Consider the following 22,973-nt stretch of genomic DNA (forward strand, 5'->3'; position numbering starts at 1 on the left):
TCACTCCTTCCGTGAGCCGTGGATTCAAAGCGCCGCCGACAACCGCTTGATCTCGCGGTTCAGCACGCGTTCGTTGTCCGAGTAATCGATCGGCACGTCGATCAGATGCACGCCCGGCGTCGCAAAGCAGTCGCGCAGCAGCGGCTCCAGCTGCTCGGCGGCCTCGACGCGATGCCCGTGCGCGCCGTAGCTTTGCGCGTAGGCGACGAAGTCGGGGTTCTGCAAGGTCATCGCGTAGTCGGGGAAATTCATGTTCTCCTGCTTCCAGCGGATCATGCCGAACGCATCGTCGCGCACGATCATCACGACGAGGTCGAGCTTCAGGCGCACCGCCGTCTCCAGCTCCTGCGAATTCATCATGAAGCCGCCGTCGCCACACACCGCGATCACCTTGCGCTGCGGATGCACGATCCTGGTCGCGATCGCCGACGGCAGGCCCGCGCCCATCGACGCGAGCGCGTTGTCGAGCAGCAGCGAGTTCGGCTCGTGCGCGCGCCAGTAGCGCGCGAACCAGATCTTGTACATGCCGTTGTCGAGGCACACGATGCCGTCGACGGGCAGCGAGCGGTACAGGTCGTGCACGATCCGCACCGGATACATCGGGAAGCGCGGATCGTGCTGGCCCTTGGCGAGATGCGCGTCGAAATGCGCCTTGATCATCAGGAAGCGCTCGAAATCCCAGTGTGGCCGCGGCGCGATCGCCTCCTTCATCTGCCACACCGCGTTCGCGATGTCGCCGACCACCTCGATCTGCGGGAAATAGACGGGATCGACCTGCGCGCCGAGGAAGTTCACGTGGATCACGGTCTTGTCGTCGGTGCGCATGAAGAACGGCGGCTTCTCGATCACGTCGTGGCCGACGTTGATGATGCAGTCCGCATGCTCGATCGCGCGGTGCACGAAATCGCCGTCCGACAGCGTCGCGTTGCCGAGCCACAGCGGATGGGTTTCGTCGATCACGCCCTTGCCCATCTGGGTCGTGAAGAACGGGATGCCCGTCTGGTCGACGAACTCGGCCAGCATCTTGCAGGTGGTCTTGCGGTTGCCGCCCGCGCCGATCATCAGCAGCGGATGGCGCGCGCGCTGGATCGCGTCGACCGCGTACGCCACGGCCTTCTCCTCGGCCACCGGCCGGCGGCTGTGGCTGGCCGGGATCGGCTTGCCGTCGCCTTCCTCGTGCGCGATGTCCTCGGGCAGCTCCAGGTGCGTCGCGCCCGGCCGCTCCTCCTCCGCGCGGCGGAACGCCTCGCGCACGGCCGACGGGATGTTGCCGATCGACACGATCTGGCGCGTGAGCTTGGTGAGCGGCTGCATCATGCCGACCACGTCGACGATCTGGAAGTGCCCCTGCTTGCTCGACTTGATCGGCTTCTGGCCGGTGATCATCAGCATCGGCATGCCGCCCAGCTGCGCATACGCGGCAGCGGTCACGAAGTTGGTCGCGCCCGGCCCGAGCGTGGCGAGGCAGACGCCGGTGCGGCCCGTCAGGCGTCCGTAAGTCGCCGCCATGAAGCCGGCCGCCTGCTCGTGGCGGGTCAGCACGAGCTTGATGCCGGAACGCCGCAGCGATTCGAGCAGATCGAGGTTTTCCTCGCCGGGAATGCCGAACACATATTCGACGCCTTCGGCTTCCAGCGCCTTCACGAACAGATCCGATGCTTTCATGGGGACTCTCGGTTGGTGCCGCTCGCCCGGCCTACGGGCGAGGCGGCGTGGGCAACGCGCGGGCCGGCCTACGGCCCGCGCGATTCGTCACGACCACTCACACGTACATGAATCCTTGCGGTACGGCCGCGCCATTGCGCGCGCGGCGCGGCCCCGCCTCGCGGAGCCGGACGGCAGCGCCGGGCGGGCCCGGCGGATCCGAGCAACCGATTGTAGAAGATCGCGGCGAACGGTGCAGCGCGCCCGTTCAGCCCGCCGCGCCGCGCCCGTGCTGCGCCGCGATTTCCTGCAGGTCGAGATCGCGTTCGAGGTTGTGCAGCATCTCGTCGTGGATCCGGCCGCTGCGATGCAGGCGCAGCAGCTCCGCGCGGCCGGCCGCGATCGCGGCCAGCACCACGTCGAAGTGCGCATGGCGATCGGCCGCCGGAAACTCGGCTTCGTCCTGGTGACGCGCGGTGATGGTCGCGCGATAGGTGTACTGCTCGAGCAGGCGCGGGTGGATCAGGTTGCCGGCCGCGTCGCGCACCAGCGGCTCGACCGCCGCCAGCTGCGCCGCCTCGACGAGCGCCCAGGTGCGCGGCTCGGTCAGGTGCCGCTGCGAATGCGCATCGGCGTCGTCGAGCCGCAGCAGGCGGATCAGTGGGCCGATCGTGACGCCTTGCAGCAGCACGGTCACGAGGATCACGGCGAACGACGCGACCAGGATCAGGTCGCGCCCCGGCATCGCCTCGGGCAGCGACAGCGCGATCGCGAGGGTGACCACGCCGCGCATCCCGGCCCAGCTCATCACGGTGGCCGCCTTCCAGCTCGCGGGCGCGCTGCCGCGCCCGAACAGCCGGGCAGGCAGCTTCAGGCCCTCGACCGCGAAAATCCAGACGAAGCGCGACCCGATCACGGCGGCCAGCACCGCGAGCAGCGCGGGCGTCATCGTCGCGAACACCTCGCCGAGCCCGCCGAGCCGCACGATCACGCCGCGCAGCGACAGGCCGATCAGCACGAACACGAGCGCCTCGAGCAGGAACACGATGACCTGCCAGAACGCGGTGCCGCGCATGCGCACCGCGGCCGAGAACACCTCGTGCTGGTGCCAGCCGAGCATCAGCCCCGTCGTGACCGTCGCGATCACGCCCGACACCTCGCACATCTCGCCCGCGATATAGCTGATCCACGCGGCGATCACCGCGGTGGTGATCACCAGGTAGTCGTCTTGCAGCAGCTTCAGGAAACGCACGACGAGCCAGCCGACGATGAAGCCGACCGCGACACCGCCGACGCCGAGTTCCGCGAAGCGGATCAGCGCGTGCTCGAAGCTGAACACGCCCGTGAGCGCGGCCGCGACCGCGAAGCGGAACAGCACGAGCCCGGCCGCGTCGTTCAGCAGGCTCTCGCCTTCGAGCAGCACCATCAGCCGGCGCGGCAGCGCGACGCGTTCGAGCACCGCCTTCGCGGCGACCGCGTCGGGCGGCGAGACGATCGCGCCGAGCGCGAAGCACGCGGCCCACGGCAGGCCCGGCGCGACCCAGTGCACGGCGACGCCGACCACGAAGGTGGTGAACGCCACCGCGCCGATCGCGAGCAGCATGATGCCGCCGAGGTTGCGCTTGAAGTCTTCCCAGACCGAGAAGTACGCGCCGTCCATCAGCAGCGGCGGCAGGAACACGATCAGCACCAGCTCGGGATCGAGATTGATGGGCGGCAGGCCCGGGATGAAGGCGATGCCCGCGCCGCCGACCAGCAGCGCCGCGGCGGGCGGCAGGCGCAGGCGCTTCGCGACGAGTTCGAGCGCGATGATCGCGAGGAAGGACAGCAGGACCAGCTTGAATGCCTCGACGGGGGCCATGGATTCGCCTTCGATCAATGGGGATGACGGCGCCGCGCCGTCGATCGCGCGATTACATCATGAGGCTTACAGAACGTCGAGCGCCGGATTGTCAAATTCCTTCATGGCCGCGTGAAATGCGGGCATTTCGTCATCCTCAGCGCATCGCTGTGCGCGAATTGCGCGCACAACAGTCGCGTTTCGTGGATTTTTGTCATTCGCCTGCAAAAAAGGCCGGGCGGGACTAGCAACGCCGGGGGGAAAAAAGGCATGCTATATGGCGCCCATAACTGCAGCTCATTCACAGACAGGAGAAGCCCGCCATGCGTTCGGCCTTGATCATCGGAGCCGGCTTCGTGTTGCTGGTGGCGAGCCTCTATCTGTCGCGCTCGCTCGGCAATCAGGACGGCCGGGCGTTCGGCACCGCCGCCTCGTTTTTCCTGCCGGTCTGGTTCCTGATCTCGGCGGCGAACATGTTCATCGGCGTTTACCGCGTGGGCTATACGTTTAATGACGAGCTGCCGATTTTCGCGCTGATCTTCCTGCTGCCCGCGATCCCGGCCGGCCTGATCTGGTGGCATCACCGCTAGGCTCCGTTCACCTGTTCGCCGGCGACCTTGCCGGGTGAACTCGCCTGACGCCGGGCGTCAAGCTCACGTTTGGCTTTCGTCAACGATTCAAATCAATTCCACGCGAACGGGCATGGCTTCCGCTTCATCGTCAACCGCCCGTTCCCGTCGGGAAATCGCCGCCGAGGCCCGGGCGCGCATGGGCGCCCGGGATCCTCGTCGCGAATCGGTTGGGCCGAAAGCGGCGGCCGGCCCAACGTCCTCGATTACTGCCAGCCCGGATGGTGCGCCCGGTAGTATTCCAAGGCAGCGCCGCGCTCCTGCTCGGCCTGTTGCGCCAACTTTTCCGCGCGGGCCATGTGGCCGCCGAACTGGCCGCCGTGCTCCTGCTGTATGACGTGCATCTCGCCAATGGCTTGCTGCAAATCATGCGTCGCAGCCATCGCCTTATTATGAAGTTCGTCAGCAAAGGCGCCGGACGCAACCAGCATCGATACGATCAGGACAGTGACCTTTTTCATCGTAGTTCCTTGAAATATTGAATGGACGGCAAGATAGTTAACGCGCGGCAATCAGCCCGGCCTACGTCGAACCGGGCGCCTGACAACAATTCACGTTCCAGAAGCGCGCCTGCCGGCGCAAGGGCCTGTCGCGCCGCCGCACTCACGGCCCCCGGCCGCGCGTCACCCGCGAAGACAGATGGCCTGCGCTCTCCGAGCGCGCCGATCTCCCGAAACGGGAATGCGCGCTGGCATGATGAGCCGTCGTTCAGCACCCGCGATACGAGAATCGCGCGCGCCTCCGGTCGCGCGCGACGGCCTCATCAGTGTCGCGGAAGCGGGGGCTCCGCCTGCGACAACGCGGACCGGCGTCGCGTCCGCGCGAAGTACAGCGCGCTTAGCAGGATCAGGAATGGCACGCCGAAGATCAGCGTCAGGTGAAACTCGGCCGTGAAGTACGTCGTCCCCATGATGGCGAGCATCAACCCCGCACCGAGCAGTGTCAGCAGCGGAAATCCCGCCATCCTGAAACCGGGCGCGGGGCGGCCGCTGCGCGCCCAGGCACGGCGAAAAAAGTAATGCGTGACGAAAATCATCATCCACGTAAACATCGCACCGAACATCGAGATGGCCATCATGATGGTAAAGGACGCATTCGGGTAGATGACGCTCACGATCGTCGCCACCGCGATGCCCGCCGTCGACAACAGCAGCGCCCCGAGCGGCACGCCCCGGCTGTTGACTTCACCCAGGCCGCGGGGCGCATGGTTGGCGCGCGCGAGACTGAACATCATTCGGGTTGTGATGTAGAGCTGGCTGTTCATCGCCGACAGCGCCGCGACCAGCACGACGAAGTTGATCACCCCCGCCGCGCCCGGCATGTGAATCGCGGCCATCACCTTGACGAACGGACTTTCGTCACGGCCGGCGACGGTCCAGGGGACGATCGCCATCATCAAGGCAAGCGTGATCAGATAGAACAGGACCAGACGAACGGCCGTCGAGCGAAAGGCGCGCGTGACGGCGCGCTCGGGATCCCGAGCCTCGCCCGCGGCCACCGCGATCATCTCGATGCTCAGGTAGCTGAAGATCGAGACGATAACGGCAACCCACATGCCCCATACGCCATGAGGGAAAAATCCGCCTGCGTCGACGTAATGGCGAAAGCCCGCCGCCGAGGCGCCGCCATCCGCAGACGCGACGAGCGACGGGTTCACGAAGACGACATAGCCGGCGATCACGATGAAAGCAACGATCGCGGTAATCTTGATCACCGAAAACCAGTATTCGATCGAGCCGAACACATCGACGCTCAATGCATTGACCAGCACGAGTACGCTGGAGAATCCGACGATCCACATCCAGCCCGGCACGGCGGGAAACCAGTACTTCATATAGAGCGCGACGGCCGTCACCTCGGTGCCGACGGCAAGGACGATGCACGCCCAGTACGCATAGCGCACGAGAAAACCCGCCAATGGGCTCAGATAGTGCTCGGCATAGGCGCCGAACGAGCCCGGGGTGGGATGGGCAACGGTCATTTCCGCAAGGCAGCCCATCAGCAGCAGCGAGATCACCGCACCGATCCCATAGCTGATCAACACACTCGGGCCGGCAAAACCGATCGCAAAACCGCTGCCGAGAAACAGGCCCGTTCCGATCGCCCCACCGATTGCAATCATCGACATCTGGCGGGCGCTGAGCGTGCGCTTGAGCCCGCCCTCCCGTACGGCAATCTGATCGAATCTTTCTTCCGAATTCATGGAATGTCTCCTCCGTCATTTGATATGGATTGCGATACATCCTGTGTTTTCGCCGATGCACGGCAGGCATGCATCGAACCCCGGCGGCGATCAGAACATGTGACGCAAGCCCACGGCCAAGCCGGTTTGATTGCTGCTGCCGGGCAACTCGGTGACCGCGCCGCCGGATACCTTGTTGTAGTCGACCGTGCCGTACACCTGGGTTGCCTTGGACAGCGCGTATTCGGCCTCGACCACACCCGTATAGCGCTTGCCGCCATTGCCGCCGATACCGTTGACGTTCTTGATGGTGTCCCGGTAGAACGCGCCGGTGACCGTAATCGCCGGATTGACCTGATACGTGAAGCCGGCGTAGCCGATCGTATCCTTGCGGGGATGGTCGACGAACGACCCGTAGCCCACCTGGCGACTCGGGTCGTTCAGGTACTGGTCGATCTCGCCCGTCGCGTCCATGCCGCCGACATAACCAAGGAAGATCGAAGCGGGCCCGACGACATAGCGGCCGGCAGCGCCCCACATCTGCTGGGCGTGGCTTTGCATGTCGCGGGTTTGCTGGTAGACGCCGCCCAAGGTCAGCGCGCCGGCCGTATATTCGCCGCGCACCCCCCAATACGCGTTTTCGCTGAGGCTGCCCACCTGACCGCCGAACCCGTAGCTCGCGCCGATGTTCAGGCCGCCGATCGTCTGGCTGTAGCTGACGGTGTTGCTCACGTACCCTTGCGTCAGGAAGTATGGCCAGTAGTTCGCCGTGTAGTTGCCGACCGTCAGCGGATCGAGATCCCCGAAGAGATTGAAGCCTTCCGTGGTTTGCCGGCCCATTTCGACCGTGCCGAAATTACCTTGCAGCCCGACATAGGCATAACGGTTGAACAACGTGTTCTTGCTGTCCAACTGGCCGGTCTCGGGTTCAAAACCACTCTCCAGACGGAAGATCGCCTTCAGGCCGTTGCCCAGGTCTTCCGCGCCTTTCAGCCCCCCAGCGGCTGTTGGTAATGGCGCCGTTGGCCATCTGCACGCTGGCGTTGTCGTTCGCATCGGCATTCGTCGCGTACCGGATGCTTTGATCGACGATGCCATACAGCGTAACCGAGCTTTGAGCCGAGGCATGATCCGATACAGCCATGCACGCCACGGCTCCCGTTATCAGTACTCCAAACCTTTTCATGTGCTTCTCCTGTTTTACCTTTCTCTGCCCTGCCATCAAGCATGCAGACTAGGGGGTGCGGAACCTCGGTGGGGCAGTCCGAGTGTCCCGTGGTCTCCTGCGTTCAAACCTGCCCCACGAACCTCGTCTCCGGCATCGCCATCGCCATGACCGGCAAGCCGGCTTCACGCCCGGCCCTGCGTCATGAAGGCGAACCGAGCGCAACATAGGCAACCAGTTCGATGCGCATGCCGGGATGTGCAAAGCCTTGCACGGCCACACAGGCGCGGTTCGGATAGGGAGCCTCGAAAAAGGTGCGGTATTCGGCGTCGATGACCGCCATATCCCGTGCGTCGGCCATGTAGATCAGCACCTGCACGACATCCCGCATCCGAGCCCCCGCCGCCGCCTTGACGGCGGAAGCGAGATTCGAGAACGTCAGCCGCGCCTGCTCCTCGATGTCGCTGCCCGCGATCGCGCCGCTGCGATCGACGGGGCCATGCGCCGTAAACATCATGCCGTTGGCACGGGTCGCCCACGAGAAGGGCTGATCGGGCTCGGGCAATTCGACCGGGATAATCTGGGGCATCACGATTCCTCGCATGATTTCATACGCAATCCGAAACAGATTCGGCCTCACAAGACCTTGCGCGTCCTCAGCACTTCGCCGATCGCACTGGCCACGCAATCGATATTGGCGTCGTTGAGGCCGGCCATGCACGCGCGGCCGGAGCGCAGCAGATAGACGCTCTTTCGCTCACGCAGAACGTCGACCTCGGCGGGCGTGAGGCCCGTATAGCTGAACATGCCGCGCTGCGCGACCATGTGGTCGAACGACATATGCGGCAGATGGGCCTCCAGCCGCTGCTTGAGCGCGAACCGCATACGCTTGATGCGCTCGCGCATGGCGGCCACGTCGCTCTTCCACAGCGCAAGGAGCATGGGATCGCTCAGCACCGTCGAGACCAACCGGGCGCCGTGGCCCGGCGGACTCGAATACATGCGGCGCACGCCGGCCTGGGCCTGGCCGAGCACGTTGGCGGCCTGCTTGTCGGTCGGACACACGACGGAGAGCCCCCCGCAACGTTCTCCGTAGAGCGAGAAATTCTTCGAGAACGAATTGCTCACCAGCAATGAAAGCGCGGCATCCGCCATGGCGCGGATCGGCCACGCATCGTCGGCGAGGCCGTCGCCGAAGCCTTGATAAGCCATGTCGAGAAACGGAATCAAATCCCGCTTCCCGCAGATCTCGACGATCTCGCTCCATTGCTCGCGCGAGAGATCGATACCGGTCGGGTTGTGGCAGCACGGCTGCAGCAGGACGATCGAGCGCGCCGGCAGGCAGGCGAACGTCGCCATCATTTCATCGAAGCGAATGCCATTGGTCGTCGCGTCGTAGTACGGGTAGGTGTGGACTTCGAGACCGGCGGACGCAAACAGGACACGGTGGTTGTCCCACGTCGGATCGCTGATCCAGATCGCGCTGTCCGGGAAATAGCGCTTGAGCAGTTCCGCACCGAGACGGATCGCACCGGACCCGCCGACGGTCTGGATCGTCGCGATCCGGTTTTCGCGCCGCGCGGCGCTGCCGGCGCCAAAGATCAGACTTTGCAGCGCCTGCCGGTAGCTCGCCATGCCTTCCATCGGCAGATACCCATACGCCGCGACCTGCTCGTTCACGCGGGCCGCAGCAGCGCGAACGCTGTCCAGGATGGGCAACATGCCCGTTTCGTCGTAGTACAGCCCAATGCTCAGGTTGACCTTGCGAGGCTCGGGATCGCTTTGAAACGTCTGGAAGAGCGACAGGATCGGGTCGCCCGGATAGGCAGGAATATGTTCGAACATGATCAACGATGGGTGCCGGTAGAAAAAAATTGCACAGGGGCGGGCAAGTACGGCACGCCGCCTCTCATGACTACGTGTTCGACGACATGTTATCGATGAAGAAATGAAATGTGCTTCAGACTCTGCGATAGATAAGGCCAACCTATGATAGGGTGTGCGAATCAAAAACCGGATTTCGGAAGATTCTGCGACATGAGCCTCGACCGCACCGATCTGCGCATACTCAGCCAGCTGGAGAACGACGGACGCATCAGCAATCAGGATCTGGCGAACGCCGTCGCACTGTCGCCATCGGCGTGCCTGCGGCGCGTCAAGCTGCTGGAAGAGCAAGGCATCATCGACGGCTACCGGTGCGTGATCTCGCCGAAAAGCATCGGTGTCGAGTTTGAAGCGCTGGTGCATGTGTCGATGCGCCCCGATGCCGACGACTGGCACGACAAGTTCGTGCAGGCGCTTCAGGAGTGGCCGGAAGTGGTCTCCGCGCAGGTCGTCACCGGTGCGTCGAACTATGTGCTGACGGTGCGCACCCGCAGTCTCGAGCACTTCTCCGATTTCGTCATGAACCGCCTGCATCGTGCGACGGGCGTCATGTTGATCAATTCCAGCATTGTCCTGGCGACGCTGAAGCGCGACGGCTCCGTGTTGGAACTGGCGGACAAGCGGGTATAGATCGCCGCGATGCTTTCAGGATTCGCACTCGAAGCTTGCAGAAATGTGATTCCGAGCGGCCTGGTCGAACGCCGACCTGCGCGTCGGCGACACGCACACTCTTTCGCGGCGGCTACGCCCGAGCGATGACGCGCCATCGGTTCAACCGAAATAGCCGTGAACGCGCGACAGGGCAGCCGCTCGTCGACATGATCGGCTTCCGAAGCCGATCAATCAGTCATCCGAAAAGCCAGCGTGACCATCGATGACCGCTCGGGAACGGATGCGCAGGCGAACCCGCCCGCGCCGCGCCGGCGCGTTTGGCGGAAGTCGGCGCGCCGGTCCGGGGGCGCGCGGGCCATCCGTGCAGCAGCCCATTCCTCCGACCTGAACGCGAGCAATGCGCGACCACGCCCACGGCGACCCCGCGAGATCTCCCGATCATCAGACGATTCGTCGCGCCCGCGGGCCAGCAGGCGACACGTCGGCGATGACCTGCCGCGAACCTCCTCGGCACACATGCACGCGGGTGTTTCGGCGGAAACCCGGACCGCCCGCCTGGCACGGCGGAACCGATTCGACCGACATCCATACCGCGTCGCCCGGCAGCGTTCGAATCGTCCTGGCCCGTTCGTGAGTGGAAAAAATGCACGCGCCGCCGCCGCGCTAGTGCGGCGGCGGCAGCGCGCCGGCCCAGCGCGCGAGGCACGACACCACGTACAGCCCGAGCCCGACCAGCCCGCCCACCAGCGTGCCGTTGATGCGGATGTATTGCAGGTCCTTGCCGATGTTCAGCTCGATCTGCCGCGACATCTCGCGATCGTCCCAATGCCTGACCGTGTCGCTGATGTGGCGCGTCAGGAACGCGGCGAACTCGGGCGCCATCTCCCCCGCCGCGCGTTCGATGTGCTCGTTGGTCGAGGCGCGCAGCGACGGGCTCGCCGCGAGCCGCTCGCCCAGCCACGCACCGAGCGCAGCCGTCCGACCGCGCAGCGTCGAATCCTCGCGCGCGAGATCGGCCTTCAGCCACGCGCGCAGTTGCGTCCACAACGCCTTTGCATACGAATTGAAAGCTTCACCGTCGCGCAGGTAGCGCTTGATCTCCTCGCCCTTGTCGATGAAGGCCGGGTCGTGCCGCAGCTTCTCGACGAGCCGCGCGGCGGCCGCGTCGAAATGGCCGCGCAGCGCGTGGCCGGGATCGTCGGCGACCTGCGTGAGCACGCGGCTCACCGCGTTCGCGACCAGCTCCGCGCCATGCTCGCCGAGCCAGTTGGTCGGCAGCAGGCGCTCCGCCTTCGGATATTCGCCCTTGAGCCAGTCGACGATGTAGCCGGCGATCGCGGTGCGGTTGTCCGGATCGCGCAGCAACCGGACCAGCTGGGCGATCGCATCGTCGAGCAGCGCCTGGTGGCGGCCGTCGCGGGTCAGCGTCCCGAGGATCGCGCCCATCGACTGCGACAGGTCGACCTTGTCGAGCGCCGCGCGGAAGGCATCCTTGACGAAGGACTGGATCCGCGCGTCGTCGGTCATGTCGAGCGCGAACTCGAACAGTTTCGTCGCATACGCGCCGAGCAGCGTCGTATGTTCGGGCGCGCCCAACCATTGCGCGAAACGCGCGGCCGGATCGTGACGCTTGAGCAGCGCAATCAGCGAGGCGGAATCGAGGAACTTGTCGCGCACGAACGCGGCGAGGTTATCCGCGATCTTCTCCTTGTTGTTCGGAATGATCGCGGTATGGCGCGACACGAACGGAATCGGCACGCGGCGGAACAGCGCGACCACCGCGAACCAGTCGGCGAGCGCGCCGACCATCGCCGCCTCGGCCACCGCCTTCGCGCCGTCGACCCACAAGCCGGGCGGCAGGCACAGCATCGTGACGAACACGGCCGCCGCCGCGAAGAGCAGCGCGAGCGCGCGGCGCTTGCTGGTGTTCAGTTCGTGAAGCTTCGCGTCGGACATACGGATCGGATGGGTGAAGGTACGCGCGACGGCGCGCGGCGTTAGACCTTAGCATGACGCGCAAGGGACGCCCTACAATCTTCCCTCACGCCAACTCAACCCGCGCTGGGCGGGATCATGACGCATGCAGATACCGGATCTCAACCTTCTCGTCGCCCTCGATGCGCTGCTGCAGGAGGGCTCGGTCGTGGGCGCCGCTCAGCGGATGGGCCTGAGCGGCCCCGCGATGAGCCGCGCGCTCGCGCGGATCCGCGCGGCGACGGGCGACCCGATCCTCGTGAAGGCCGGGCGGCGCATGGTGCCGACGCCGCGCGCGCTCGCGCTGCGCGACGAGGTGCGCGGCGCGCTGGACGCCGCGCGCCGTGTGCTGCGGCCCGAGCGCGAGCTGGATCTGGCGACGCTCGACCGGCGCTTCAACCTGCACGCGAACGACACCTTCACCAGTTCGTTCGGCGGCGCGCTGCTCGATCGCGTGCGACGCGACGCGCCGCGCGCGGTGCTGCGCATGCTGCCCGAAAGCGCGACCGAGGACGACGTGCTGCGCGACGGCGACACCGATCTCTACATCAGCGCGATGCGGCCGCTGGGCGGGGATTTCCATGTGCAGCCGCTGTTCAGCACGCGTTTCGTCGGGCTCGCGCGCGACGACCATCCGATCTTCGACGATCCGATCACGCCCGCGCGCTTCGCGTCGTTCGACCAGATCAGCGTGTCGCGACGCGGGCGCGTGTCGGGGCCGATCGATCGCGCGCTCGGCGAGCTGGGGCTGCAGCGCACGGTCGCGCTCGTGGCGCCGACCTTCTACTCGGCCGTGTTCGCGCTCGGCAACTCCGGGCTGGTGCTGCCGCTGCCCGCGCACGTGGCGCGCAGCGTGAGCGACATGGGCCTGCGGGTGCGCGCCTTCGACCTGCCGCTGACACTCGACGAGATCGTGATCGTGCAGGCCTGGCATCCGCGCTTCCAGAACGACCCCGCGCACCAGTGGCTGCGACGGGTCATCCGCGACGCATGCGGACGCGCGCCGACGGACGGCGAAGGATGCGCTGACGACGCTCTCGTGCCGGACGACGCGCAAGCCCGCTCGAAGCAGGCGGGCGGCGCCGTTCGCCCCTGAACGTCACGTCGGGATCATGAAGTGCTCGCGGTCGCCTCGAAGGCGCCCCGCGCCGCCGGGCGGGACAGGACGCGGCGCGCGCCATGCGAAGGCGCGGCCGCCGCGCATCGGCAAGGGAGGCGTCGACGGCCGCCGCGGGTTTGCCGGAACAAACGCAAGCCAGCGTCCGATCGAGGCCGCGACGGCTTCCAGGAAAAGACCGTGCAGACGTCGCGGGAAAAGCGGCAGGCGGACTCGCGCCAGGCCCGCACCCTTCGCGCCGCCTCGCGCCGGCCCCGTTCGCCCCGTTCGCCCCGCTACGCGAACGCTTCGAGCGACGCGAGCCGCCGTTCGTCGACCATCGATTCGATCAGCGACACCAGATCGTCGGTGAGCGGGTCGCAGATGCCGGGCGAGCGGTGCAGTTCGAGATCGGCCGCCGGCAGCGGCGGCAGCCCGTCCGTTTCGTCGAGCACGCGCCAGTTCTCGGGCAGCGTGCAGCGATCGATCATCGTCACGGCCGCGCCGTGGTTCACCGCGATCTTGATGCCGGTCGGGCTCTGGCTCGTATAGACGACGTGATACGGCCGCTCGGCCGTCGCGAGCGCCTGCAGCCCACGCTGCCGGTAGCAGCAGGTTTCGGGAAACAGCGCGAGCGGCACCGACGCATGCGCGCCGAGCGTGAAATCGCGGTGCGCGGCCCACACGACCTCGTGGCGGCCGAGCAGCCGCCCGCCCGCGTTCGGCCCGTGCCGCACGATGAGCGCGACGTCCAGCTCGCCGGCCTGCAGCCGGTCGAGCAATTCGAGCGAGGTCCGGCAATGCATGTGCAGGCGCGCGCCCGGCCGCAGCGCATAAAACGACTTCAACAGGTCGGGCAGCCACAGCTCCGCGTAGTCCTCGGGCAGCCCGAAGCGCACGACGCCGCGGTCGCTGCTCGTCTGCTTCAACGCGATGATCGCCTCGTTGTGCACCTGGATGATCCGCCGCGCGTGGATCAGGAAATTCTCGCCGTCGCGCGACAATTCGAGCCGCCGGCTGTTGCGCATGAACAAGTGCGTTTCGAGCCGCTCCTCGAGCGTGCGGATGCGCAGGCTGATGGTCGACTGCGTGCGATGCAGTTGCCGGGCCGCCGCGGTGAAGCCGCCGCTTTCGACGACGGCGACGAATGCCCGGATCAGTTCCGGATCGAGCGAACTCAGCTTCGACCAATCGGGCCGCGAGAAACCGCCGGGCCGCCCCAGGTTTTCCGTTCCGCAGGACGTTCCCTCGGAGGCGTGCCCCTCTCGGGGGGGCTGGCGCGAATCGACAGGTTTCTCAATGGCAGCCATCGGAATTACTCGCTTTCGAAAAGTAATGGGAAGACGAAAGATAGGGTTCGGAGTACGCCGATTGTTGTCCGGATGCGCTCGGCCCTCCAACCCCTGCCCGGGTATGACAAACCCGAAGCCGGCGCGCGAACGCGCACCCGCCGATCCTGTCGCGCTTGCCGTCGCGACGGCGGCCGCGGCCCGCCCGGCGGGCGTTTGCGCACCAGACCGAGGGCTTTCCCGGAGACGACGAAAACTCATACCTCGATCAGAAAACATCGATTCACCGGCCGCGCCGCGGCCCACCACAATCCAATCGCCTCACATCCAACCTTATCGACGAGACACCGCAATGACCGCATCCCAACCCAGGCAGCTCTACATCGGCGAAGGCTTCGAAGGCCCCGGCGTCAACCTCGCGCACATCAACGTGCTGGTCGGCCCGCGCGACGGCCCGGCCGGGCAGGCCTTCGCGACCGCGCTCGCGACGCCGTCGGCCGGCCATGCGCCGTTCGTCGTGATCGCGCAGCCGGGCGTGCCGACCAAGCCGCTCACGCTGTACGTGAACAAGGCGCAGATCGCCGGCGACTTCCACGGCAACGCCACCTGGGGCGCATCGCAGGCCGGCATCGCAAAGGCCGTGGCCGAAGCGCTCGAGAACGGCACGCTGCCGCCGGAAGCGGAGAACGACTGGGTCGTCGTATCGGCGAACTGGGTGAACCCGCAGACCGACGACCTCGACGCCGTGTTCGAGAATAACTACCGCGCGTGCCGCAACGCGATCGTCGCCGCGATGGAAGGGCTGCCGCATCGCGACGCCGTGTTCGCCGCCGCGCGCGACGTGTCGAATCCGTTCTACACGCCGAAAAAGAACTGACGGACAACGAACGGCCGGCACGGCCGTATCAGGAGGAAGCATGGAATACGTCCGCCTCGGCCAGTCCGGCCTGAAGGTGTCCCGCCTGTGTCTCGGCACGATGAACATGGGCACGCCCGAATGGAAGCCGTGGATCTTCGACGAAGCGCAGAGCGAACCGATCGTGCGCCGCGCGCTCGACGCCGGCGTGAACTTCATCGATCTCGCGGATTTCTATTCGACGGGCGTCGGCGAGGAAGTGGTCGGCCGCATCCTCAAGCGCAACGCGCGCCGCGAGGAGCTTGTCGTGACGACCAAGGTCGGCTACGACATGGGCAGTTATCCGAACGCGGGCGGCCATTCGCGCAAGCACGTGCTCGACGGCATCGACGGATCGCTGAAGCGGCTCGGGATGGATTACGTCGACATCTTCATGCTGCATTTCTTCGACGTGAACACGCCCGTCGAGGAAACGATGAGCGCGCTGCACGACATCGTGCGCGCGGGCAAGGCGCGCTACATCGGCGTGTCGACGATGTACACGTGGCAGTTCGCGAAAATCATGCAGGCCTGCGAACGCAACGGCTGGGACAAGCCGATCAACATGCAGTTGCAGCTCAACCTCGCGTATCGCGAGGAAGAACGCGAGATGGTGCCGTACTGCATCGACCAGGGCGTCGGCGTATCGGTGTTCAGCCCGCTCGCGCGCGGCCTCCTGACCTGCGAACCGCAATCGACGCGCAACCAGACCGATTTCTTCACCGCGCAGATGTACGGCGACGCGTCGTCGCTCGCGATCGCGGAATCGGTCGCGAAGGTCGCGAAGCGGCGCGGCGTGCCGCCCGCGCAGATCGCGCAGGCGTGGGTGCTGAGCCGGCCCGGCATCGCGAGCATGCTGGTGGGCGCCGATTCCGTCGCGCAGTTCGACAGCGCGCTCGGCGCGCTTGAAACGCAGCTCACCGAAGACGAACTGCATGAACTGGAGCGCAACTACACGCCGTGCGACCTGATCAACGACTACACGGCCGGCAAGCGCATCGCGCGCGCGTCGCGTCCGGCGCAAGGCGTCTTCGCCGCAGACTGAAGCACTGAAGGAACCCAATCCAATGAACGAATTTCTGAGGACCGGCCATTACATCGGCGGTGAATGGCACGAATCGCATGGCGCGAGCGACGCAACCTATCCGGTGCTGAACCCGGCGACCGGCGAAACGATCGCGAAGGTCGCCAAAGGCGGCGCCGACGACACGCAGCGCGCGATCGACGCGGCCGCCCGCGCGTTTCCCGCATGGCGCGCGCTGACCGCGAAGGAGCGCGGCGCGCGCGTGAAGCGCTGGGGCGAGCTGATGCTCGAACACCGCGACGCGCTTGCCGAGCTGCTGACGCGTGAACAGGGCAAGCCGCTGGCGGAAGCGCGCGGCGAAGTGGCCTACGCGGCGAGTTTTCTCGAATGGTTCGCGGAAGAAGCGAAGCGCATGTACGGCGACGTGATTCCGAGCCCGAAGCCGAACGCGCAGATCGTCGTCACGCGCGAGCCGGTCGGCGTCGTCGCGGCGATCACGCCGTGGAATTTCCCGCTCGCGATGATCACGCGCAAAGCCGGCCCCGCGCTCGCGGCCGGCTGCACGATGGTGCTGAAGCCGTCGGAAGAAACGCCGCTGTCGGCGTTCGCGCTCGCGGTGCTCGCCGAACGGGCGGGTGTGCCGGCGGGTGTGTTCAACGTCGTGTCGGGCGACGCGGTCGCGATCGGCGAGACGCTGACGAGTTCGTCCGCCGTGCGCAAGCTGTCGTTCACGGGGTCGACGCGGGTCGGCAAGCTGCTCGCGAAGCAGTCGGCCGACACGCTGAAGAAGCTGTCACTCGAACTCGGCGGCAACGCGCCGTTCATCGTGTTCGACGATGCCGATCTCGACGCGGCGGTCGAAGGCGCGATCGCGTCGAAGTTCCGCAACACGGGCCAGACCTGCGTGTGCGTGAACCGCTTCCTGGTGCAGGACGGCGTGTACGACGCCTTCACGCGCAAGCTCGCGGACGCCGTGCGCAAGCTGCGCGTCGGCAACGCGCTCGCGGGCGACGTCGACCAGGGGCCGCTGATCAACGAAGCGGCGCTCGGCAAGGTCGAGCGGCACGTCGCCGACGCCGCCGCGAAGGGTGCGACCGTGCTCACCGGCGGCAAGCGGCACGCACTCGGCGGCACCTTCTACGAGCCGACCGTGCTGACCGGCATGACGCCCGACATGCTGATCGCCGAAGAGGAAACCTTCGGCCCCGTCGCGGGCTGCTTCCGCTTCGCGACCGAGGACGAAGCCGTCGCCGCGGCCAACGACACGCCGTTCGGGCTGTCCGCGTACTTCTACACGCGCGATCTCGGCCGCGCGTGGCGCGTGTCGGGCGCGCTGGAAAGCGGGATGGTCGGCGTCAACGACGGGATCATCTCGACCGAAGTCGCGCCGTTCGGCGGCGTCAAGCAATCGGGGCTTGGCCGCGAAGGCTCGAAGTACGGCCTCGACGAATACGTGGAACTCAAGTACACGCTGATGGCCGGCCTCGGCCGCTGACCGCGCCCCGTGGTCGATCCGCGCCGCGCGCCGCCCGGCCGCGCGGCCTCTTGCACGGCCGCGCGGCGTCGTTCGACGCCCGCGCGCCGCAGGCATGACGAATCCGGAGACAGCTTGATCCAAGCCAACGTTCAATCCGGCAGCGCCCGCGCGCTGCCGCGCGGCGCCGATGCGCCGCACCGCCCCGTCGCCCTCGACGACGTGCCGCTCAACCGCTTCCACGTGAAAATCGCCGGCCTGACCTTCGGCGCGCATTTCACCGAGGGCTACACGCTCGGCACGATCGGCTACGCGCTGGCCGCGCTCGGCAAGCAAATGCCGATCGACGCATTCTGGATGGGGATGATCGGCAGCTCGGCGCTGATCGGCATCTTCTTCGGCAGCCTCGTGTTCGGCTGGCTGTCCGACCGGATGGGCCGGCAGAAGATCTTCCTGACGAGCTTCGTGATCATCACGGCCGCCGCGTTCGCGCAGTTCTTCGTCAGCTCACCGCTCGAACTGTGCTTGCTGCGCGTGCTGATCGGCTTCGGGATGGGCGGCGACTTCACGGTCGGCCATGCGATCCTCGCCGAATTCTCGCCGCGCAGGCATCGCGGCGCGCTGCTCGGTTCGTTCAGCGTGATCTGGACGATCGGCTATGTCGCCGCGAACGTGCTCGGCCTCGCGTACAGCGACGCCGCGCCCGATGCGTGGCGCTGGCTGCTCGCGTCGGCCGCCTTGCCCGCGCTGATCGTGCTGGTGCTGCGAATCGGCACGCCCGAATCGCCGCGCTGGCTGCTCGGCAAGGGCCGCGTGCGGGAAGCGCGCGCGATCGTCGCGAAGCATTTCGGGCCGCACGTGGTGCTCGACGGCTCCGCCGCTCCGCATGCGAGCGCGGGCTTCGGCCGGCTGTTCCGGCCCGACCTGGTGCGCCGGACGCTCTTCAACTGCGCATTCTTCGTGTGCCTCGTGATTCCGTATTTCGCGATCTACACGTTCCTGCCGACGATCCTGAAGACGATCGGCCTCGCCGAAGGCTTCGGCGCGGACCTGCTGCTGAACGCGTTCCTCGTGCTGGGCGCGCTGATCGGCATCTGGCTGACGATCCGGCTGTCGCGGCGCGGCTTCCTGATCGGCTCGTTCGCGGTGACGTGCGCGTCGCTCGTCGCGCTGGCGGTGCTGCCGTCGTCGGCGGCGCTCGCGATGATCGTCGCGTTCGCGATCTTCACGCTGACGATGTCGGCGTTCAGCAACCTCGTCGGCGTGTTCCCGCCCGAATGCTTCCCGACCGAGGTGCGCGCGTGCGGCGTCGGTCTCGCGATCGCTTGCAGCCGGCTCGGTTCGGCGATCGGCACGTTCCTGCTGCCGGTCGGCATCGCGACGCTCGGTTTTCACGCGACGATGTTCGCGCTGGCGGGCGTGCTGCTGGCCGGGATGATCGTGTCGATCGCGTGGGCGCCGGAGACGAAGCATCTGACGCTGGAGGAGGCGTCGGGGCATTGAGGGCGGGGCGGGGCTCGTGCGCGCCCGCGTCGCCGCGCCCGGTTTTTTCGCGTCGACACACGGCTCACGCGCCGCTGCGCTGCGCGATGTGGTTGGCCGGGATGCGATTCGCGAAATCGCTCAGAACGGAATCGACGCGCAGTCCCGCGCGCCGTGGAGGATGTCGATCCGCGTCGGCGGATCGCCGACGCCCCATAGGATGGACAAGCCGAACAGGACGCGTGCCGGGCGCGCCCGCCGCGCCCCGGGAGCCTCCGGCGCCGGCCTGCTTTCAGGTCGCGTTGCCGGACCCTCTCCGTACGAACGCCGATCATGATCGGAGACATCGTCACGCCGCAACTCGGTCTGAAGCGTTATCCATCCCGGGCAAACCGGGATGACGCGCGATGAGAGTCGACTGGCTCATCTTGCTTGGTAAATGGTTCGACCGCGCTTCACTGCCGACATTCGACTGAGCGTAGCTCGGGCCGGACGGGCGGTCTCCGCGCATTTGAACTGGCCGTTCGGCGGACTCGGCGCGCCGGATTCGCGGCGATATGCTGAGGTTTTCCGCCTCCCGTCAGCAGCCATGCCCATCCGCCATGTCGACCTCAGTCACACGCTACCTTACGAGGCGACGTTTTTCGATGATCGACTGGCGATCGAACGAAACGATCTGGACATCCCCGCACTGCTTGGCGTCGGTTGCCACGTTTCCGACGCGCTGCTCGTCTCGTTATGCGGTGCGCCTGCCGGGTCGGATGTTCAGGCCTATCTGGACAGCACGGGAAAATTGACATTCGCCGTCACCCACCCGACGTTGATCCGATCGGAAAACCGGGTATCGGTATTCCAAACCGCTGACACGCGTGTGCTCGAACTCCGTGCAATCGATCTGGCCGACAGCGCGGTCGCCGGCCTCGGCGCAGCAATGCTCTGGCGAATCGTTCGAGCGTGTGATACGTTGGGCATCGCCCGCATCAGCGCTTTGGCGATGGGTGGCCGCAAATCACCACCGGAACCCGATGGCCCTCGGCTCCATGGATACTACACATGGCCGAGGTTCGGCTTCGATGCCCCCATTCCCGACGCGCATACCGACGAAGCCGCCCTGTTCCAGTATTTCCAGGGATACCCGGTCGGTTTGGCCGATGGGTCGCTTCGATCCCTGCGCATGCTCTATGCGACCCGGTTCGGACGAGACTTCTGGCGAATCGCCGGATCGCATCGATGGGTGACATTCGACGTTGCGCCGCACGGCGCATCCGTGTTGACGCTGCCGGACTACCTGATCGAGAAGGGGATCTACGGATGACAGAAAAGCACAGCCCGATCACCGGATTCCGGATCGCGCGGCCATCGGCGGCGCGCAGTCGCATGATGACAAGAAATCGTCTCGCCTGGCGTTCGGAAGTGAGGCGGCTCCTCGAGGAAATTCTCGCGAATGAACTCCGTCGCAGCCTCGCGCGTACGTCCGTCGTCGAGCCCGTCGCACGGCCGACCCGCGAACCGGCGCGCCCGCTGCCAAGAACCGTCTTCGACGTGGGCCCCATCGATCCGTCGAAGTGCATGCTGCCCATCATCTCGGAAGCCGAGGCCAGAGCCGTCGGGGGCCGGGAAACGTTCATGCATTTCGGCCTGGATCCCGACCTCTACTCCGCACTGGCTGACACACTCTGACATATTGGCGGATCGCCGCCGGCGACGATCGACGATCATCGTCGGCGTGATCGCCACCGCCCGCGATCCGCCCTACCCCGCCTCGCCGCCTGCTCCCGCAACCATGCGGCGAACGCGATCACAGGCTCGGCCGCGACGCTCTCCGGCTCGACATCGAGCCAGTAGCCGAACGGCCCGATCGGCTGCACCGGCGACAGCCGCACGAGGCTGCCTTCGCCGATCTCCTCCTCGATCATGTTCAGGTCGACCACCGCGAGCCCCGCGCCCTTGCGCGCCGCGCGGATCGCCTGTTCGAGCGTCGAGCATTCGATGCCATCGCCGATCCGCGCCACCGGCACGCCCGCCTGCTCGCACCAGTCGGCCCACAGCGTCAGGCGCTTGCCCTCGTGCAGCACGTGCAGCAGCGGCAGCCGGCCAAGCAGCGTGTCGAGCGCGTCGCCGCGATAGCGCGCCGCGCCGACGAGCGCATGGCGCTCCATCATCAGCAACTCCGATTGCATCCCGGGCCGCGCCGCGCGCCCGAAGCGGATGTGGCAATGGCAATCGTCGGCCGGCTCGGTGCGGATCGACAGCTCGACGTCGGGCAGCGCCTCCGCGAGCGCGCCGAGCCGCGGCGAAAACCACTGCGTCGCGAACGTCGGCGGCAGCGACACCGTCAGGCGTCGCTTCGCGCCCGGCCGCGCCGAGGCGAACTCGCCGAGCCCGCGTTCGAGCGTATCGAACGCCTGTCCGACGAACGGCAGCAGGCGCTGGCCCGCGTCGGTCAGGCGCACGCCCTTGTGATCGCGCTCGAACAGGCGCGCGCCGAGCGCTTCCTCGAGCAGCCGTATCTGCCGGCTCACCGCGCCCTGCGTCACGCACAGCGAAACCGCCGCGCGGTTGAAGCTCAGGTGACGCGCGGTCTCCTCGAAAAATCGCAGCGCGATCAACGATGGCAGGCTCCGCATGATGTGTGTTCCTCTCGTTCGTGTTGCCGCCGGCCCGGCCGGCTGTTCCGCGGGCAGCTTTATCGCAAAAAATACGCCGATCGTCAGGCCGTGAAAACCCGGATGCCCGGCCGCGCGCCACGGCATTCGTCGCCCCATCGCAGCGGCCGCCCGCCTACAATAGGCATTCCGAACCAGACACGACACCCCCGTGAGACGCAAGATGCCGGCGCTGAATGCGCTGAAAGCCTTCGAGATGGCCGGCCGCACCGGCAGCTTCACCCGCGCGGCCGAACTGCTCAACGTGACGCAGAGCGCGGTGAGCCGCCAGGTTCGCCAGCTCGAAGGCCAGCTCGGCGAAACCCTGCTCGAGCGCCGCCATCATCAGCTCGAACTGACGGCGGCCGGCCGCGTGCTGCTGCGCGCGCTGCAGCAGTCGTTCGACAAGATCGAGCTGACCGTGCGCAACCTGCAGGAAAAAACCCACCTGAACCGCCTGCACGCCAACGTGCCGCCGACCTTCGCCGCGCGCTGGCTGATGCCGCGCCTCGGCCGGCTGCGCGACGCGCATCCCGAGTTCGAACTGAGCCTCACGACCCGCATCAACGACAGCCTCGGCCAATCGCGCGTGCTCGACTGCGCGATCCGGTTCGGCGACGGCGAATGGGACGGCTTCGACAACGCGCTGCTGATGCAGGAGCAGCATATCGCCGTCTGCGCGCCCGCGCTGTATACGCGGCTGCAGCAGGAAGGCGCGCCGATCGATCTGAACCGCTTCACGCTGCTGCACGTGCTCGCGACCGACGACCAGCGCTACCTGACCTGGCAACACTGGCTGAAGGCGGCCGGCATCACCGACGTCGACACGCGCGGCGGCTACGAATTCGACCTGCTCGACCATGCGATCCGCGCGGCGATCGACGGCCTCGGGATCACGATCGCCGACCGCCACATGGTCGCGCGCGAGCTTGCGGCCGGGCAACTGATGCAGGTGCTCAACGTGCATGTCGACGGCCATCAATCGTACTGGTTCGTCACGCGGCCCGAACAGACGAACCTGCCGCACATCGTGCAATTCCGCGACTGGCTGCAGCAGGAAGTGTGGCTCGCGAAGCGCCACCTCGAACCGTCGTCGCCGCTGCCGCAGGTGCCGCTGGCCTAGCCGGCGATCCGCCCC

The 22,973-nt window shown here is 66.5% G+C and carries 19 protein-coding genes and 1 pseudogene; 10 read left to right on the forward strand and 10 right to left on the reverse strand.

Going from position 1 to position 22,973, the window contains the following annotated elements:
* Positions 1–24: 24 nt before the first annotated feature.
* Together Bsp3421_RS15045 and Bsp3421_RS15050 are read right to left on the reverse strand one after the other, a co-directional pair.
* Positions 25–1,665: an acetolactate synthase large subunit gene (locus Bsp3421_RS15045; protein ID WP_273996728.1), complete on the reverse strand. Its 1,641-nt coding sequence runs from the start codon at positions 1,663–1,665 to the stop codon at positions 25–27.
* Between the two features lie 247 nt (positions 1,666–1,912).
* On the reverse strand, positions 1,913–3,505 hold the full coding sequence (locus Bsp3421_RS15050; protein ID WP_273996729.1) for a Na+/H+ antiporter: 1,593 nt from the start codon (positions 3,503–3,505) through the stop codon (positions 1,913–1,915).
* 302 nt (positions 3,506–3,807) lie between these two features.
* On the opposite strand from Bsp3421_RS15050, the gene Bsp3421_RS15055 reads away from it, so the two are divergent.
* The gene (locus Bsp3421_RS15055) at positions 3,808–4,074 is read left to right on the forward strand and encodes a hypothetical protein (protein WP_273996730.1); all 267 of its coding nucleotides are present in this window, start codon (positions 3,808–3,810) and stop codon (positions 4,072–4,074) included.
* Between the two features lie 245 nt (positions 4,075–4,319).
* Here Bsp3421_RS15055 and Bsp3421_RS15060 read toward each other — a convergent pair whose 3' ends face one another.
* From Bsp3421_RS15060 to Bsp3421_RS15080, 5 genes and pseudogenes are all read right to left on the reverse strand, one after another.
* Entirely contained in the window at positions 4,320–4,574 is a 255-nt protein-coding gene (locus Bsp3421_RS15060; RefSeq protein WP_273996731.1) for a hypothetical protein, read from the reverse strand.
* A gap of 302 nt (positions 4,575–4,876) precedes the next feature.
* Positions 4,877–6,316, reverse strand: coding sequence for an amino acid permease (locus Bsp3421_RS15065; RefSeq protein WP_273996732.1), 1,440 nt, complete (start codon positions 6,314–6,316; stop codon positions 4,877–4,879).
* Positions 6,317–6,406: 90 nt separating this feature from the next.
* Positions 6,407–7,481 (reverse strand): annotated as a pseudogene (locus Bsp3421_RS15070) (porin).
* Positions 7,482–7,662: 181 nt separating this feature from the next.
* Positions 7,663–8,049 (reverse strand): RidA family protein, encoded by a 387-nt coding sequence (locus tag Bsp3421_RS15075; RefSeq protein ID WP_273996733.1) that lies wholly within the window; start codon positions 8,047–8,049, stop codon positions 7,663–7,665.
* Positions 8,050–8,096: 47 nt separating this feature from the next.
* Positions 8,097–9,305 (reverse strand): amino acid aminotransferase, encoded by a 1,209-nt coding sequence (locus Bsp3421_RS15080; protein ID WP_273996734.1) that lies wholly within the window; start codon positions 9,303–9,305, stop codon positions 8,097–8,099.
* 192 nt (positions 9,306–9,497) lie between these two features.
* Here Bsp3421_RS15080 and Bsp3421_RS15085 point away from each other — a divergent pair, with 192 nt between their 5' ends.
* Positions 9,498–9,974 (forward strand): Lrp/AsnC family transcriptional regulator, encoded by a 477-nt coding sequence (locus tag Bsp3421_RS15085; RefSeq protein WP_273996735.1) that lies wholly within the window; start codon positions 9,498–9,500, stop codon positions 9,972–9,974.
* Between the two features lie 645 nt (positions 9,975–10,619).
* Here Bsp3421_RS15085 and Bsp3421_RS15090 read toward each other — a convergent pair.
* A complete protein-coding gene (locus Bsp3421_RS15090) occupies positions 10,620–11,912 on the reverse strand; it encodes a DUF445 domain-containing protein (RefSeq protein WP_273996736.1) in 1,293 nt (430 codons plus the stop codon).
* Between the two features lie 124 nt (positions 11,913–12,036).
* Here Bsp3421_RS15090 and Bsp3421_RS15095 point away from each other — a divergent pair, with 124 nt between their 5' ends.
* Positions 12,037–13,026 (forward strand): LysR family transcriptional regulator, encoded by a 990-nt coding sequence (locus Bsp3421_RS15095; protein ID WP_273996737.1) that lies wholly within the window; start codon positions 12,037–12,039, stop codon positions 13,024–13,026.
* 296 nt (positions 13,027–13,322) lie between these two features.
* Here Bsp3421_RS15095 and Bsp3421_RS15100 read toward each other — a convergent pair whose 3' ends face one another.
* Positions 13,323–14,336, reverse strand: coding sequence for a LysR family transcriptional regulator (locus Bsp3421_RS15100; protein ID WP_273996738.1), 1,014 nt, complete (start codon positions 14,334–14,336; stop codon positions 13,323–13,325).
* Positions 14,337–14,667: 331 nt separating this feature from the next.
* On the opposite strand from Bsp3421_RS15100, the gene fae reads away from it, so the two are divergent.
* From fae to Bsp3421_RS15130, 6 genes are all read left to right on the forward strand, one after another.
* Positions 14,668–15,192: a formaldehyde-activating enzyme gene (gene fae / locus Bsp3421_RS15105; protein ID WP_273996739.1), complete on the forward strand. Its 525-nt coding sequence runs from the start codon at positions 14,668–14,670 to the stop codon at positions 15,190–15,192.
* Between the two features lie 40 nt (positions 15,193–15,232).
* Positions 15,233–16,255: an aldo/keto reductase gene (locus tag Bsp3421_RS15110; RefSeq protein ID WP_273996740.1), complete on the forward strand. Its 1,023-nt coding sequence runs from the start codon at positions 15,233–15,235 to the stop codon at positions 16,253–16,255.
* A 22-nt stretch (positions 16,256–16,277) separates the two neighbouring features.
* Positions 16,278–17,729 carry an NAD-dependent succinate-semialdehyde dehydrogenase gene (locus tag Bsp3421_RS15115; RefSeq protein ID WP_273996741.1) on the forward strand — a complete coding sequence of 484 codons (1,452 nt, stop codon included), beginning with the start codon at positions 16,278–16,280 and terminating at the stop codon, positions 17,727–17,729.
* A 114-nt stretch (positions 17,730–17,843) separates the two neighbouring features.
* Positions 17,844–19,211, forward strand: coding sequence for an MFS transporter (locus Bsp3421_RS15120; RefSeq protein WP_443111456.1), 1,368 nt, complete (start codon positions 17,844–17,846; stop codon positions 19,209–19,211).
* A 568-nt stretch (positions 19,212–19,779) separates the two neighbouring features.
* Positions 19,780–20,505: a hypothetical protein gene (locus Bsp3421_RS15125; protein ID WP_273996742.1), complete on the forward strand. Its 726-nt coding sequence runs from the start codon at positions 19,780–19,782 to the stop codon at positions 20,503–20,505.
* Positions 20,502–20,870 carry a hypothetical protein gene (locus tag Bsp3421_RS15130; protein ID WP_273996743.1) on the forward strand — a complete coding sequence of 123 codons (369 nt, stop codon included), beginning with the start codon at positions 20,502–20,504 and terminating at the stop codon, positions 20,868–20,870. The genes Bsp3421_RS15125 and Bsp3421_RS15130 overlap by 4 nt, the downstream gene beginning before the upstream one ends.
* Positions 20,871–20,905: 35 nt before the next feature.
* Here the strand turns inward: Bsp3421_RS15130 and Bsp3421_RS15135 are convergent, their stop codons facing one another.
* A complete protein-coding gene (locus tag Bsp3421_RS15135; protein ID WP_273996744.1) occupies positions 20,906–21,817 on the reverse strand; it encodes a LysR substrate-binding domain-containing protein in 912 nt (303 codons plus the stop codon).
* A 202-nt stretch (positions 21,818–22,019) separates the two neighbouring features.
* Here Bsp3421_RS15135 and Bsp3421_RS15140 point away from each other — a divergent pair, with 202 nt between their 5' ends.
* On the forward strand, positions 22,020–22,958 hold the full coding sequence (locus tag Bsp3421_RS15140; protein WP_273998412.1) for a LysR substrate-binding domain-containing protein: 939 nt from the start codon (positions 22,020–22,022) through the stop codon (positions 22,956–22,958).
* The last annotated feature ends 15 nt before the right edge of the window (positions 22,959–22,973 follow it).

The sequence above is a fragment of the Burkholderia sp. FERM BP-3421 genome, from assembly GCF_028657905.1.
Classification (GTDB): Bacteria; Pseudomonadota; Gammaproteobacteria; order Burkholderiales; family Burkholderiaceae; genus Burkholderia.

Bases quoted from the DNA above. Each gene is read 5' to 3' on its own strand.
- Bsp3421_RS15130 (WP_273996743.1), top strand. From the start codon at position 20,502: ATGACAGAAAAGCACAGCCCGATCACCGGATTCCGGATCGCGCGGCCA.
- Bsp3421_RS15085 (WP_273996735.1), top strand. From the start codon at position 9,498: ATGAGCCTCGACCGCACCGATCTGCGCATACTCAGCCAGCTGGAGAAC.
- Bsp3421_RS15055 (WP_273996730.1), top strand. From the start codon at position 3,808: ATGCGTTCGGCCTTGATCATCGGAGCCGGCTTCGTGTTGCTGGTGGCG.
- Bsp3421_RS15140 (WP_273998412.1), top strand. From the start codon at position 22,020: ATGCCGGCGCTGAATGCGCTGAAAGCCTTCGAGATGGCCGGCCGCACC.
- Bsp3421_RS15135 (WP_273996744.1), bottom strand. From the start codon at position 21,817: ATGCGGAGCCTGCCATCGTTGATCGCGCTGCGATTTTTCGAGGAGACC.
- Bsp3421_RS15100 (WP_273996738.1), bottom strand. From the start codon at position 14,336: ATGGCTGCCATTGAGAAACCTGTCGATTCGCGCCAGCCCCCCCGAGAG.
- Bsp3421_RS15090 (WP_273996736.1), bottom strand. From the start codon at position 11,912: ATGTCCGACGCGAAGCTTCACGAACTGAACACCAGCAAGCGCCGCGCG.
- Bsp3421_RS15045 (WP_273996728.1), bottom strand. From the start codon at position 1,665: ATGAAAGCATCGGATCTGTTCGTGAAGGCGCTGGAAGCCGAAGGCGTC.
- Bsp3421_RS15080 (WP_273996734.1), bottom strand. From the start codon at position 9,305: ATGTTCGAACATATTCCTGCCTATCCGGGCGACCCGATCCTGTCGCTC.
- Bsp3421_RS15095 (WP_273996737.1), top strand. From the start codon at position 12,037: ATGCAGATACCGGATCTCAACCTTCTCGTCGCCCTCGATGCGCTGCTG.
- Bsp3421_RS15125 (WP_273996742.1), top strand. From the start codon at position 19,780: ATGCCCATCCGCCATGTCGACCTCAGTCACACGCTACCTTACGAGGCG.
- Bsp3421_RS15060 (WP_273996731.1), bottom strand. From the start codon at position 4,574: ATGAAAAAGGTCACTGTCCTGATCGTATCGATGCTGGTTGCGTCCGGC.
- Bsp3421_RS15065 (WP_273996732.1), bottom strand. From the start codon at position 6,316: ATGAATTCGGAAGAAAGATTCGATCAGATTGCCGTACGGGAGGGCGGG.
- Bsp3421_RS15110 (WP_273996740.1), top strand. From the start codon at position 15,233: ATGGAATACGTCCGCCTCGGCCAGTCCGGCCTGAAGGTGTCCCGCCTG.
- fae (WP_273996739.1), top strand. From the start codon at position 14,668: ATGACCGCATCCCAACCCAGGCAGCTCTACATCGGCGAAGGCTTCGAA.
- Bsp3421_RS15075 (WP_273996733.1), bottom strand. From the start codon at position 8,049: ATGCCCCAGATTATCCCGGTCGAATTGCCCGAGCCCGATCAGCCCTTC.
- Bsp3421_RS15050 (WP_273996729.1), bottom strand. From the start codon at position 3,505: ATGGCCCCCGTCGAGGCATTCAAGCTGGTCCTGCTGTCCTTCCTCGCG.
- Bsp3421_RS15115 (WP_273996741.1), top strand. From the start codon at position 16,278: ATGAACGAATTTCTGAGGACCGGCCATTACATCGGCGGTGAATGGCAC.